This is a genomic window from Thioclava marina (genome assembly GCF_002020135.1).
GTDB lineage: Bacteria > Pseudomonadota > Alphaproteobacteria > Rhodobacterales > Rhodobacteraceae > Thioclava > Thioclava marina.
In genome coordinates this window covers 216,615-229,699 of the sequence record NZ_MPZS01000001.1, presented here as the reverse complement: position 1 = coordinate 229,699, position 13,085 = coordinate 216,615, and the positions used below count along the sequence as shown (strand labels likewise).

The 13,085-nt window shown below is 62.8% G+C and carries 11 protein-coding genes; 7 read left to right on the top strand and 4 right to left on the bottom strand.

The features are described 5' to 3' along the window. The first annotated feature begins 223 nt into the window (after nt 1-223). From BMG00_RS01085 to aroQ, 7 genes are all read left to right on the top strand, one after another. Nucleotides 224-1,588 (top strand): ABC transporter substrate-binding protein, encoded by a 1,365-nt coding sequence (locus BMG00_RS01085; RefSeq protein ID WP_078573133.1) that lies wholly within the window; start codon nt 224-226, stop codon nt 1,586-1,588. A 70-nt stretch (nt 1,589-1,658) separates the two neighbouring features. After that, nucleotides 1,659-2,636, top strand: coding sequence for a carbohydrate ABC transporter permease (locus BMG00_RS01080; RefSeq protein ID WP_078527758.1), 978 nt, complete (start codon nt 1,659-1,661; stop codon nt 2,634-2,636). Next, on the top strand, nt 2,636-3,790 hold the full coding sequence (locus BMG00_RS01075) for a carbohydrate ABC transporter permease (RefSeq protein ID WP_078573132.1): 1,155 nt from the start codon (nt 2,636-2,638) through the stop codon (nt 3,788-3,790). The genes BMG00_RS01080 and BMG00_RS01075 overlap by 1 nt, the downstream gene beginning before the upstream one ends. After that, nucleotides 3,790-5,430 carry an alpha-glucosidase gene (locus BMG00_RS01070; protein ID WP_078527753.1) on the top strand — a complete coding sequence of 547 codons (1,641 nt, stop codon included), beginning with the start codon at nt 3,790-3,792 and terminating at the stop codon, nt 5,428-5,430. The genes BMG00_RS01075 and BMG00_RS01070 overlap by 1 nt, the downstream gene beginning before the upstream one ends. Nucleotides 5,431-5,439: 9 nt before the next feature. Then, nucleotides 5,440-6,525 carry an ABC transporter ATP-binding protein gene (locus BMG00_RS01065; RefSeq protein WP_078573131.1) on the top strand — a complete coding sequence of 362 codons (1,086 nt, stop codon included), beginning with the start codon at nt 5,440-5,442 and terminating at the stop codon, nt 6,523-6,525. A 71-nt stretch (nt 6,526-6,596) separates the two neighbouring features. Next, complete coding sequence (locus tag BMG00_RS01060; RefSeq protein WP_078573130.1) at nt 6,597-8,153, top strand: trimethylamine methyltransferase family protein; 1,557 nt, start codon at nt 6,597-6,599, stop codon at nt 8,151-8,153. Between the two features lie 96 nt (nt 8,154-8,249). After that, nucleotides 8,250-8,687: a type II 3-dehydroquinate dehydratase gene (gene aroQ, locus BMG00_RS01055; protein WP_078573129.1), complete on the top strand. Its 438-nt coding sequence runs from the start codon at nt 8,250-8,252 to the stop codon at nt 8,685-8,687. On the opposite strand, the gene BMG00_RS01050 is transcribed toward aroQ, so the two are convergent. The 4 genes from BMG00_RS01050 to BMG00_RS01040 form a co-directional block, all read right to left on the bottom strand. Further along, entirely contained in the window at nt 8,688-8,963 is a 276-nt protein-coding gene (locus BMG00_RS01050) for a putative quinol monooxygenase (RefSeq protein ID WP_078573128.1), read from the bottom strand. It abuts the gene before it with no gap. A gap of 800 nt (nt 8,964-9,763) precedes the next feature. Continuing rightward, nucleotides 9,764-11,329 carry a glutamine-hydrolyzing GMP synthase gene (guaA, locus tag BMG00_RS01045; protein WP_078573127.1) on the bottom strand — a complete coding sequence of 522 codons (1,566 nt, stop codon included), beginning with the start codon at nt 11,327-11,329 and terminating at the stop codon, nt 9,764-9,766. A gap of 250 nt (nt 11,330-11,579) precedes the next feature. After that, nucleotides 11,580-11,723, bottom strand: coding sequence for a hypothetical protein (locus BMG00_RS17550; RefSeq protein ID WP_158521661.1), 144 nt, complete (start codon nt 11,721-11,723; stop codon nt 11,580-11,582). A 47-nt stretch (nt 11,724-11,770) separates the two neighbouring features. After that, nucleotides 11,771-13,081, bottom strand: a complete 1,311-nt coding sequence (locus BMG00_RS01040) for an HlyC/CorC family transporter (protein WP_078527741.1) — start codon at nt 13,079-13,081, stop codon at nt 11,771-11,773. Nucleotides 13,082-13,085: the final 4 nt, after the last annotated feature.

The window sequence follows — 13,085 nt, the reverse complement described above, 5'->3', positions numbered from 1 at the left end:
GTCGCGCGGATTTTGCCCGTCAATGCTGCATGCGCGGCAACGAGGATGCTGCGTTGCGGCGACGATGTCTCGAAAAAGATTATGGAAATAAAGGGAAATTGATTTGCGCGCGAGGCGCGACAATTGACATCCGGTGAGTGCTCTGAGACGGTCACTCAAGTCCAAAGCGCTTTGGGCATGGTGAGTCGTGTCGGTCCGAAGCGCCATATACCGGGAGGAATTCATGACCAAACATCTGATGCTTGGCATCGCGGCGCTGGCGCTGTCGGCGGGGCTCGCCTCGGCGCAGGAGCTCACGTTCAAACCGGGGAGCGAGCCCGATCGCTTCGACTGGGCCAGTTATGATCAATTCGCCAAGGACAATGACCTGAGCGGCAAGACGCTCACCATCACGGGTCCGTGGACGGGTGGCGACAAGAAGCTGTTCGAAAGCGTTCTGGCCTATTTCGAGGCCGCGACCGGCGCGAAGGTCGACTATTCGGGCTCGGAAAGCTTCGAGCAGGATATCGTGATCGCGGCAAAAGGCGGCACGCCCCCGAATATCGCGGTCTTCCCGCAGCCCGGTCTCGCCTCCGATCTGGCCAAGCAGGGCTACCTGACCCCGATGCCCGAAGGCACGGGCGCCTGGATCAAGGACAATTACGCCGCGGGTCAGAGCTGGGAGGATCTCTCGACCTATGCCGGCAAGGATGGCATGAAACAGACCTTCACCTTCCCCTTCAAGGCGGACCTGAAGTCGCTGGTCTGGTATGTGCCCGAGAACTTCAAGGAAGCGGGCTACAAGGTTCCCGAGACCATGGAGGAGCTCAAGGCGCTGACCGAGCAGATCAAGGCCGATGGCGGCACGCCCTGGTGCATCGGGCTTGGCTCGGGGGCGGCGACCGGCTGGCCCGCGACCGACTGGGTCGAAGATATCATGCTGCGCACCCAGTCGCCCCAGACCTATGACGACTGGGTCTCGAACGCGCTTAAGTTCAACGATCCCAAAGTCGTCGACGCGATCAAGGACTACGGCTGGTTCGCCAAGACCCCGGGTTTCGCCGAAGGGGGCGAGCAGGCGGTGGCCACGACCGATTTCCGCGACAGTCCGAAGGGGCTCTTCGACTTTCCGCCGAAATGCTACATGCACAAGCAGGCGAGCTTCATCCCGACCTTCTTCCCCGAAGGCACCAAGGTGGGCTCGGACGTGAATTTCTTCTATTTCCCGGCCTACGAGGGCAAGGATCTCGGCAAGCCGGTGCTCGGCGCGGGCACGATGTTCGGCATCACCAAGGACAGCAAGGCCGCAGAGGCCTTCATCAAGTTCCTCGAGACCCCGATCGCATCCGAGATCTGGATGGCGCAGTCGGGCTTCCTTACGCCGAACAAGAACGTCAACCTCGCGGCCTTCGCCAATGACGTTCAGCGTAACATGAACAAGATCCTGCTGGATGCGACCACCTTCCGCTTCGACGGTTCCGACCAGATGCCGGGCGAGATCGGAACGGATGCGTTCTGGAAGGCTATGGTGGCCTACACCACCGGCGACGAGACCGCGCAGGAAGCGGCCGACGCGGTCCAGAAGCGCTGGGACAGCATCGAGAAGTAAGACAGGTCGCGCCCCCGGACGCCATGTCCCGGGGGCGCGCTCTTGCGTAAACGGTTCGGGGAGGGGCCAGATGTCACCGATCTTGCAAGGGATCATCACGATCGCGCTCGGGGTTGGCGGCTGCATCGCCTATTTCTACGCCTCCAACCTCGTGCTCGACAAAGTCATCTTCCCGCCGCGCGGAGCCGATCCGGGCCGCAACATCAACCGTGCGAATATGGTGCGCCCCTGGTTGTTCCTGTTTCCCGCGATCGCGGCGCTGGGGCTCTATCTCGCCTATCCGGTGGTCGGCTCGTTCTGGCGCTCGCTCTTCAATCGCAACGGGACGGAGTTCATCGGGCTGGGCAATTACCAGAAGCTCGCCGCTGATGACACGTTCCGGCAGGCGGTCTTCAACAACTTCCTGTGGGTGCTGGTGGTGCCGGCGCTCGCCACCTTCTTCGGGCTGATGGCGGCCCAGCTCACCGACCGGATCAAATGGGGCAATATCGCGAAATCGCTGATTTTCATGCCGATGGCGATTTCCTTCGTGGGCGCTTCGCTGATCTGGAAATTCGTCTATGCGAACAATCCTCAGATCGGTTTGATCAACGCGATCCGTGACGCCTTCCACCTCCAGCCGCTCGATCCCTTGCAGATCCCGTTTTGGAACAACTTCTTCCTGATGGTGATCCTGATCTGGATCCAGACCGGGTTTGCGATGGTGATCCTCTCGGCGGCGTTGCGCGGCATTCCCGAGGAAACGGTCGAGGCGGCGGTGCTGGACGGGGCGAACCCGTTCCAGCTGTTCTTCAAGATCAAGGTGCCGCAGATCATGCCGACGATCGTGGTTGTCTGGACGACGATCACCATTCTCGTGCTGAAGGTCTTCGATATCGTCTACGCGACGACGGGCGGGAATTTCGGCACGCAGATCCTGCCGAGCTACATGATGAGCTACATGTTCCGCGATGACGGGCGGGCCACGGCGGTGGCCTTCGTGATCATGATCATCGTGCTGCCGGTGATGATCTGGAACATCATTCAGGCCCGAAAGGAGATGCGCTGATGGCTTCCATCGCGGGGCAGAAATCGCGCCTGACCTGGGCGGTTCATATCTCGGTCGCTCTCATGGTCGTGCTCTGGCTGATCCCGACGGTGGGTCTGCTGGTGAGCTCCTTTCGCACCACCGATCAGATCAGCCAGTCGGGCTGGTGGGAGTCGGCCTTCCCGGTCGAAAAGGCCTTCCGCGACCGGATCCCGGGCGAGGGCGAGACACAGGCGGACGGGGCCTACGTTCTCAGCGGCAACCTGCTGACGGATGGCCAGAATGCAAGGGATCTGAAGCCGGGGGCGAAAATCGTGGCCTTCGGGACCTCGGGCATCAAGCCGGGCGCCTACAAGGCGGGAGAGACGGCGCAGACCGAGGCGGGCACGATGACGGTGAACGCCGATGGCGCCTATGAGGTGACGTCGAGCACGAGCTTCGAGGGCTCCGGCCCGCGCGTCTATTTCGTGGCCGACATGCCGCCGGCCTTCACCCTTTCCAATTACAGGCAGGTTCTGTTCTCGGACGGGATGGGGCAGGCCTTTCTCAATACGCTCACGGTGACGATCCCGGCCACGATCATCCCGATCCTCGTTGCAGCCTTCGCGGCCTATGCGCTGGCCTGGATGGAATTTCCCGGGCGCGGGCTTTTGATCGCGGCGGTCGTTGGATTGCTGGTGGTGCCGTTGCAACTCGCGCTGGTGCCGCTTTTGCGGCTCCATCAGGATGTGGGGATCGGGCAGAGTTTCGTGGGCATCTGGCTGGCCCATACCGGGTTCGGCCTTCCGCTCGCGATCTATCTGTTGCGCAATTACATGGTGGGTCTGCCGCGCGACATCATCGAGAGCGCAAAGGTCGACGGGGCCACGGATTTCCAGATTTTCATGAAGATCGTGCTGCCTTTGTCATTCCCGGCGCTCGCTTCTTTTGCAATCTTCCAATTCCTGTGGGTCTGGAACGATCTTCTTGTCGCCAAGGTGTTCCTGCCGGCCAACGATCAGACCAAGGTGATGACAGTGAAGATCGCCGACGACCTGCTGGGGTCTCGCGGAGGGGACTGGGGCATTCTGGCCGCCGCCGCCTTCGTGTCGATCGCGGTTCCGCTCGGGGTCTTCTTTGCAATGCAGAAATATCTCGTCCGCGGTCTGCTGGCGGGTTCGGTTAAAGGTGGTTGATGAATTCTCTCACGAAGACAGAAGAATGGTGGCGCGGAGCGGTGATCTACCAGATCTATCCGCGTAGTTTCCAAGACAGCAACAATGATGGGGTGGGCGATCTGCTGGGGATCGTCCGGCGGCTGCCGCATGTGGCCTCGCTGGGCGCGGATGCGGTCTGGATCTCGCCGTTCTTCACCTCTCCGATGAAGGATTTCGGCTATGACGTGGCCGATTACTGCGATGTCGATCCGCTATTCGGCAATCTCGCCGATTTCGACCAGGTGATCGCGACGGCCCATGCGCTGGGGCTGAAAGTGATGATCGACCTCGTGCTGTCGCATACCTCGGACCAGCACCCGTGGTTCCAGGAGAGCCGGTCGAGCCGCGACAACCCCAAGGCCGACTGGTATGTCTGGGCCGACCCCAAACCCGACGGCACGCCGCCCAACAACTGGCTGTCGATCTTCGGCGGTCCGGGCTGGCACTGGGATGGCCGGCGCGAGCAATATTACATGCACAACTTCCTCGTCTCGCAGCCCGACCTGAACTTCCACAACCCCGAAGTACAGCAGGAGCTGTTGAACGTCGCGAAGTTCTGGCTGGAGCGGGGCGTCGATGGGTTCCGCCTCGACACGATCAATTTTTACATGCACGACAAGGAGTTGCGTGACAATCCTCCGCTGCCGCCCGAGGAGCGCAACGACCAGACCGCCCCCAAGGTGAACCCCTACAATCACCAGCGCCATATCTACGACAAGAACAACCCCGAGAACCTGCGTTTCCTGCGCAAGCTGCGCACGTTGATGAACAATTACAACGCAGCCGCCGTGGGTGAGGTGGGCGACAGCCAACGCGGGCTGGAGATCCTCGGCGAATACACTTCGGGCAGCGACAAGATGCAGATGTCCTACGCCTTCGAGCTTCTGTCCGGGCACGCGCCGCTCGATGCACGCTATTTCAAGGCGGTGTTCGAGAAGGTCGATGAGGTGGCGAAGGATGGTTGGGTTTGCTGGGCCTATTCGAACCACGATGTCGAGCGCCATATCTCGCGCTGGCACCTGACACCTGCGGCCGCGCGGCTTTATACGACGCTGATGATGTGCCTGCGCGGCTCGCTCTGCCTCTATCAGGGCGAGGAGCTGGGCCTGCCCGAGGCCGAACTGGCCTTCGAGGATCTGCAAGACCCCTATGGCATCGAATTCTGGCCCGAGTTCAAGGGCCGCGACGGGTGCCGGACGCCGATGGTCTGGGAGCGCGACGCGGCATATGGCGGCTTCTCGCAGGCGCGGCCCTGGCTTCCGGTGCCCTCGGTTCATCACAACATCGCCGCCGACGTGGCCGAACATGACCCCGCCTCGCTTTTGCATCACTACCGTCGCGCCATCGCGTTCCGGCGCAACCACGAGGTGCTGCGCAAGGGGGCGATGGAGGACATGTATTGTTCGGGGGATCTCTTCGTCTTCACCCGCAAGAACGAGGACGAGACGATCCTTTGCTATTTCAACCTGTCCGACCAGCCGGTGAATGCGACCGTGCCGCCGGGCAACTGGGTGACGATCGCGGGTGAGCTGGGCTCGATCCGTCCGATGCCCGATCACACGCTGCATCTGGGCCCGTGGCAGCCAAGCATTTTGCGCCTCGACGATCACGGGGCCTGAGGGGGGAAGATGGCCGATCTGAAACTGGAAAACATCGCGAAGAGCTATGGCGAGGTCTCTGTCCTCAAGGACATCAACCTCGACATCAAGGCAGGCGAGTTGATCGTCTTCGTCGGCCCTTCGGGCTGCGGGAAATCGACGCTTTTGCGGATGATCGCGGGGCTCGAGAAGATCTCGGGCGGCACGCTCGAGATCGACGGGGTGCGGATGAACGAGGTGCCCCCCGCGAACCGCGGGATCGCGATGGTGTTCCAGTCCTATGCGCTTTATCCGCACATGACCGTGCGCGACAACATGGCCTTCGCGCTCAAGATCGCGAAGATGAGCAAGGAAGAGATCGACGCCGCCGTCGAGAAGGCCGCGAAGATGCTGCAGCTCGAACCCTATCTGGATCGTCTGCCCAAGGCGCTCTCGGGCGGACAGCGTCAGCGGGTCGCGATCGGGCGCGCCATCGTGCGCGACCCCAAGGTCTACCTGTTCGACGAACCGCTCTCGAACCTCGACGCGGCGCTGCGTGTGGCGACAAGGATCGAGATCGCCCAGCTCAAAGAGGCGATGCCCGACCGCACGATGATCTACGTGACCCACGATCAGGTCGAGGCGATGACGCTCGCAAGCCGCATCGTGGTGCTCGCCAACAAGGGGATCGCGCAGGTCGGCACGCCGCTTGACCTCTACGAACGCCCCGAAAACGAGTTCGTCGCGCAGTTCATCGGCAGCCCCTCGATGAACCTGCTGCCGGGCGAGGTGGTGGAGACGGGCGAGGTGACCACGGTGAAGCTCGCGCGCGGCGGTGTCGCCAGATCCACCGTGCCCACGCGCCCCGAGGATATGGGGCTGAAGGTCAATATCGGCGTGCGTCCCGAGGATTTCGTGCCCGCCGAAGGCGAGGCGATCTATACCGGTCATGTCGATATCGTCGAGGCTCTGGGGGAGGTCACGCTGCTCTATTTCCAGCCCGAGGGCGATGCCGCGCCGGTGATCGCGAAGCTGCCGGGCATCCATCACGACCGCCGCCATTCGCAGCTCTCGCTCAGTGCGGATCCGGCGAAGGTGCATCTCTTTGCGGACGGGCGGTCGCTTCTCTACCGCTGACGGACGCAAACAAGACATCGTGCATCCCTCCCGCCGTTAGTTTGGGGTCGGAATTACGGGCGGAGGATGTCATGGCCGATTCGGAACAGGCAGAACGTGTGGGCCGTCGCGCCCGTGGTGGTGGCGGGGCAGCCCGCAGGGCCGAGCGCACGGCGGTGCGGGTGGAATTCGCGCGCTACATCACGCGCAACATCCCCGACATGGAGATCCTGAACGAGGAAGCGCTCCAGATCATCGAGCATAACGCGGAAACCGTGCTCGAGGAGATCGGCGTCAATTTCGTAGAGAACCCGGCGGCCCTCGACCTTTGGCGCGAGGCCGGCGCCGATATCGAGGGGGAGCGCGTGCGCATCCCGCGCGGCCTTGCCCGCAAGCTCTGCGCCACCGCGCCCTCGCAATTCACCCAGGCGGCCCGCAACCCCGAGCGCAATGTCGAGATCGGCGGGCGCAACCTCGTGCTCGCCCCGGTCTATGGCCCGCCCTTTGTGCGCGACAACCATGGCGGACGCCGCTACGCCACGATCACCGATTTCCGCAACTTCGTGAAACTCGGTCAGATGTCGAAATGGCTTCACCATTCGGGCGGGACCGTTTGCGAACCGACCGACGTGCCGGTGAACAAGCGCCATCTCGACATGCTCCACGCGCATATGACGCTGTCAGACAAGCCCTATATGGGCTCGGTCACCGAGCCCTCACGCGCCGCCGACAGTGTCGAGATGTCGAAGATTCTCTTCGGCTCCGATTTCGTCGACCAGAACACGGTGATGACCTCGCTCATCAACATCAACTCGCCGCTGACATTCGATGCGACGATGATGGGGGCGCTGGAGGTCTATGCGCGCGCCAATCAGGCCTGCATCATCTCGCCCTTCATCGTGGGCGGCGCAATGGCGCCGGTCTCGGTCGCGGGCACGCTCACGCAGGTTCTGGCCGAGGTGCTGGCAGGCGTGGCCTATAGTCAGCTGATCCGTCCCGGCGCGCCTGTGATCTTCGGCGCCTTCGTGACCTCGATCGACATGAATTCGGGCGCACCCACCTTCGGCACGCCCGAAGCCTCGCTGATCACACTTGGCGCGGGCCAGCTCGCGCGGCGGCTCGGGCTGCCCTATCGCTCGGCAGGGGGCTTCACCGGCTCGAAACTGCCCGACGCGCAAGCCGCCTACGAGAGTGCGAACACGCTCAATAACGGGCTCTATGCGGGCGTGAACTTCATGCTCCACGCTTGCGGCTGGCTCGAAGGGGGCCTCGTCTCTTCCTACGAGAAATACGTGATGGATGCCGACCAGCTCGGCGTTCTTCACCGGCTCGCCCAGGGCGTCGATGTGACCGAGAACGGGCAGGCGATGGATGCGATCCGCGAGGTTGGTCCGGGCGGCCATTATCTCGGCTGCGCCCATACCCAGGCCAATTTCAAGGACGCCTTCTGGCGCACGAACCTGCTCGATTACCGGCCCTTCGAGACCTGGGAAGAGCAGGGCGGGCTCGATACGATGGCGCTGGCCGAGAAGCGCGTGGCGAAGATGCTGGGCGATTATCAGCCGCCCGCGCTCGATCCCGGCATCGCCGAGGCGCTCACCGACTATGTCGCGCGCAAGAAAGCGGCCGAGCCCGACGCCTTCATGTGAGGCCTGCGGGTCGCGCTTGCGCGCGATCTGCGTGCAAAGGCTTGTATCAACGCGGCATTTGGGGCCAATTGGGGCGGAAATCACCCCGAGGACCCGATGTCGCGCCTGATCTACATCCTGAACGGCCCCAACCTGAACCTGCTGGGCAAGCGTCAGCCGGAGATCTACGGCTCTGACACGCTCGATGATGTCGAGCGTATCTGCAAGGCGGTGGCCGCGCAGAAGGGCTTCGAGATCGCGCTTTTCCAGTCGAACCACGAGGGCACGATCGTCGATCAGATCCACGAGGCGCGCGAGAAGGCCTGCGCCATCGTGATCAATCCGGGCGCCTACACCCATACTTCGGTTGCGATCCTCGATTCGCTCAACGCCTTCGACGGGCCGGTTTTCGAGTGCCATATCTCGAACGTGCACAAGCGCGAGGCCTTCCGCCATCACTCCTATGTCTCGCTGCGTGCCGACGGGGTGCTTGCGGGCTTCGGGATCGAGGGCTATGCGCTGGCGACGCGCCGGATCTGCTCGCTGCTGGGCTGATCAGCCTTCGGAAATCTGGAAATCGCGCGTGATCCCTTGCGTCGCGCGCCCCCAGGCGGAGGCCTTGGTGCGCGCCTGATGCGCCTCGAAATCGTCCCGGCTCGCGAAACGTTCGTTCAGGTCCCAGACCATTGGATCATCGCCTTGCGTGACCTCGAAGAGCTCGCATCCGGGCTCCGCGCGCGTGAGCCGGATATGCTCGGGCAGGTAGCCTCGCACGATCTCGGCCTGAGCCTCAGTGGTACAGATCAGCCGACCGGTGAGCGAAAGGGCCATGTGCCATCTCCATGGAAATGGAAGCGCCGGGATGGAGGCCATCCCCGTGCGGCGCTTCGTGGAACAGGATGAGCCTATGCGTGGCGCCCTCGTCCTGTCCAGAGCGCGGAGAGTGGAAAGCGCGCCCCCATAGCGCGCGCCGCAACGCTCCCGGAGCCCGTGTCGTCGCGTGCGTCAGAGGTCATACTCGCGCGGGTGGCGTTTCTCCCCCGCAAAACCCGCGCTTCGGCGCTTTTCATGCGCGCCGACATCACCATCGTCAGGCGTGTTTGCGGACGGCTCACCGTCAAAATGGTGAACGGCTTGTTCGGCTTTGGTTCTATTGAGGCCAAGGGAGGGCAGGACTGACGCTCGAGCGAAATGACTTGGCTTTCATCGTGATCGCCAGGGGAAACCCTGCGGGTCAGTCGCAATGAAACCTCGTGGCGAGATACGTTTTCGTGCTCCCGAACATGTCAGTCTTGCGCGAGAGCAGTGCACAGAATGTCGATCGCGCTTCGCGAGCGGCAGGTTTCTCGTCCAGGGATCAGGGGGCGCTGCCCCCTCGGCGCGTTCCGCGCCTCTCCCCCGAGATATTTATCTCAAGAAGAAGGGAGGAGGATTTTCACGCCTCGATCCACAAAGAGGCGGCGAGCCGGACAAGCTCGCCTTGGGCGGTCATCGGTGTCCCCGCCCGTACCGCCAGATCTCGCTATGCCCATTCCGGTTAAGACGTCGTTTCGCGCATTCGAATTGGCGAAAATATCCCGGGGGTGAATTTTCCTGAAAGGAAAAGAGGGGGCAGCGCCCCCTCTCTCATGTCATTCCCACTCGATCGTGCCCGGGGGCTTCGAGGTGATGTCATAGGTCACCCGGTTGATGCCCTTCACCTCGTTGATGATCCGCGTCGCGGTCTCGCCGAGGAACTCGTGGCTGAACGGGTAGTAATCGGCGGTCATGCCATCGACCGAGGTTACCGCGCGCAGCGCGCAGGCATAGTCATAGGTGCGCCCGTCGCCCATCACGCCGACGGTGCGGACGGGAAGGATGGCGACGAAGGCCTGCCAGATCTCGTCATAGAGCCCGTGCTTGCGGATCTGGTCGATATAGACCGCATCCGCCTTGCGCAGGATCTCGAGCTTGTCGCGGGTGATCTCTCCGGGGCAGCGAATGGCAAGGCCGGGCCCCGGGAAGGGGTGGCGGCCGATGAAGGAGGCCGGCAGGCCCAGCTCATGACCAAGCGCGCGCACTTCGTCCTTGAACAGCTCGCGCAGCGGCTCGACCAGCTTGAGACCCATCTTCTCGGGCAGGCCGCCCACATTGTGGTGCGACTTGATCGTGACCGAAGGGCCGCCCGAGAAGCTCACCGATTCAATGACATCGGGGTAGAGCGTGCCCTGAGCGAGGAATTCAGCGTCCTCGATCTGGTTGGCGTATTTCTGGAACACGTCGATGAAGAGACGACCGATCGTCTTGCGCTTGACCTCGGGGTCGGTGACGCCTTCCAGCTCGCCGAGGAACAGCTCGGACTCGTCGGCATGGATCAGCTTGATGTTGTAATGGTCGCGGAACATCGTGACCACTTCGTCGGCCTCGTTCATCCGCAGCAGGCCGTGATCGACGAAAACGCAGGTCAGCTGGTCGCCGATCGCCTCATGCAGCAATATCGCGGTGACCGAGCTGTCCACGCCGCCCGACAACCCGCAGATCACATGCGCGTCGCCGACCTGCTCGCGGATCGCGTCGATCGCCTGCTGGCGATAGCCCGCCATCGTCCAGTCACCGGTGAAGCCCGCGTCACGGATGAAATTCTCGTAGAGGGTCTTTCCGTTCGGCGTGTGATGCACTTCCGGGTGGAATTGCACCGCGTAGAACCGGCGGCTCAGATCGGCGGTGATCGCATAAGGCGCACCCGGCGAGGTCCCGAAGACCTCGAAGCCCGGTGCGAGCTTGCTGACATGGTCGCCATGGCTCATCCAGACCTGTTCGCGGCCCGTGCCATCCATGAACCAGCCATTGAGCAGATCGATCCGCGTCTCGGTCGGCGTCACATAGGCGCGGCCGAACTCGGCGGTGTGGCTTTGGCCAGCCTCCACCAACCCGCCCAGATCCTGCATCATCACCTGCTGGCCATAGCAGATCCCGAGGATCGGCACGCCCATCTCATAGGCGCTTTGCGGCGGACGCGGCGATCCCTCGCGCGTCACGCTGTCGGGCCCGCCCGAGAAGATGATCGCCTTCGGGGCGAACTCCTTGAGGAAGGCATCCGTCACGTTCTGATAGGGATGGATTTCGCAATAGACATTGAGCTCGCGAAGGCGACGCGCGATCAGCTGCGTGACCTGGGAGCCGAAGTCGATGATGAGGAGGCGCTGGTGCTGTGTCATGGCTTTGCCATTAGGGCCGGCGCGGCTTCTTGGCAAGAGGGCAGCAGGCCCCGAGCGCGCACTTGACCCCATACGGCCCATAATTAACCATCGTTAACGTGGGAAGCGGTCAAGGGGGAGGACAGATGTCCAAAGTCACGGCAAGTATCGTCGCATTCGTCTTGGCGGCGTCCGTGGGAGCTGCGCAAACGGCTCCCGAACGAGATCGTTCCGCGGTCGGGACCAGGGATGCGCTGTTCCAGATCGCTCATCAGACAGGCGTGGTCCATGCGAAATGCTGCAAGCACTGCTCGAAGGGGAAGGCTTGCGGCGACAGTTGCATCAGCCGCTCGAAAGCCTGCCACAAGGGGCCGGGCTGCGCCTGCGATTGATCGCGCACCTTCGACTTGGACATAAATATCCCGGGGGCAGCGCGTCAGCGCAGCGGGGGGCAGCGCCCCCTCACGCGCCGGGGATCAGCGGGCGGATCTTGAGGCGGGTCAGCCGGTTGTCCTTGCGCGTCAGCACCTCGAAGCGGAAGCCATGGAAGGAGAAGACCTGACCTTCCGTCGGGATCGTCTGCGCCTCGTGGATCACCAGGCCCGCGATCGTGTTGGCCTCGTCATCGGGCAGGCTCCAGTCGGTCTCGCGGTTGAGATCGCGGATCGTCATCGAACCGTCGACTATGTAATCGCCGCTTTCGGTGGGCTTGAGGTTGCGCTCGGCCTTGGGGTCGAATTCATCGGTGATCTCGCCCACGATTTCCTCGAGGATGTCCTCGAGCGTCAGCAATCCGCGCAGGTCGCCATACTCGTCCACCACCAGCGCGAAATGGGTGCGACGCTTGAGGAATTCCTGCATCTGCTCGTCGAGAGGCGTCGTCTCGGGCACGAAATAGGGCTTCATCATCACCTTGGTGAGGTCGAGATCGGAGATGCTCTCGAGTGTGCCGTCGCCTCCGCGCATGACTTTCTCCACCGCGCGCAGCAGGTCTTTCGAATGGATCACGCCAACCACGTTCTCGCGCTCGCCGCGATAGAGGGGCAGGCGTGTATGGGGCGAGGAAAGCACCGCCGTGAGGATCGAATCCGGGTCCTGCTCGATATCGAGCATCTCGATCTGCGAGCGGTGCAGCATGATCTCCTCGACCGTGCGATTGCCCAGATCGAGCGCGCCCAGCAGGCGGTCTCGGTCTTCCTTGTCGACCGTTCCCTCGGACTGACCCAGCGCCAGTGCGCCCGCGATCTCCTCGTGGATCGAGAACATATGGGTGTTCTTGTCGGTGCGCATGCCGAAGGCATAAAGGATGCCGCGCACGATCATCCGTACCACAGCGACGATGGGGGCGAGCACGAAGGTCACGACGCGGATCGGACCGGCGACCTTGGCGGCGACTTTTTCGGGCAGGGTGATCGCGTAGGTCTTCGGCAGGACTTCGGAGAAGATCAGCACAAGGAGCGTCATCACCACCGTCGCGAGGGCCACGCCCGATTGCCCGAAGATCCGGGTCAGAAGCGCGGTGGCCAGCGCCGCCGAGAGGATGTTGACCACGTTATTGCCCAGCAGGATCGCACCGATCAGCCGCTCGCTGTCTTCGGTGACCTCCAGCGCGGTCTTCGCGCCCGTTTCGCCCTTGTCGGCCTGCGCACGCAGCTTGGCGCGGCTCGCGGCCGTCAGCGCGGTTTCAGAGCCCGAGAAGAAGGCCGAGAGCGCCAGAAGCAGAACGATCGCGCCGGCGGTGATCCAGAAGGCAATATCGAGAGTGTTTTCCATGGGC

Coding starts and splice junctions, on each gene's coding strand:
- BMG00_RS01050 (WP_078573128.1), bottom strand. CDS start 8,963: ATGGCCCTTTCGCTCACCGGTCGGCTGATCTGTACCACTGAGGCTCAG.
- BMG00_RS01060 (WP_078573130.1), top strand. CDS start 6,597: ATGGCCGATTCGGAACAGGCAGAACGTGTGGGCCGTCGCGCCCGTGGT.
- BMG00_RS01080 (WP_078527758.1), top strand. CDS start 1,659: ATGTCACCGATCTTGCAAGGGATCATCACGATCGCGCTCGGGGTTGGC.
- aroQ (WP_078573129.1), top strand. CDS start 8,250: ATGTCGCGCCTGATCTACATCCTGAACGGCCCCAACCTGAACCTGCTG.
- BMG00_RS01065 (WP_078573131.1), top strand. CDS start 5,440: ATGGCCGATCTGAAACTGGAAAACATCGCGAAGAGCTATGGCGAGGTC.
- BMG00_RS01085 (WP_078573133.1), top strand. CDS start 224: ATGACCAAACATCTGATGCTTGGCATCGCGGCGCTGGCGCTGTCGGCG.
- BMG00_RS17550 (WP_158521661.1), bottom strand. CDS start 11,723: ATGTCCAAGTCGAAGGTGCGCGATCAATCGCAGGCGCAGCCCGGCCCC.
- BMG00_RS01040 (WP_078527741.1), bottom strand. CDS start 13,081: ATGGAAAACACTCTCGATATTGCCTTCTGGATCACCGCCGGCGCGATC.
- guaA (WP_078573127.1), bottom strand. CDS start 11,329: ATGACACAGCACCAGCGCCTCCTCATCATCGACTTCGGCTCCCAGGTC.
- BMG00_RS01070 (WP_078527753.1), top strand. CDS start 3,790: ATGAATTCTCTCACGAAGACAGAAGAATGGTGGCGCGGAGCGGTGATC.
- BMG00_RS01075 (WP_078573132.1), top strand. CDS start 2,636: ATGGCTTCCATCGCGGGGCAGAAATCGCGCCTGACCTGGGCGGTTCAT.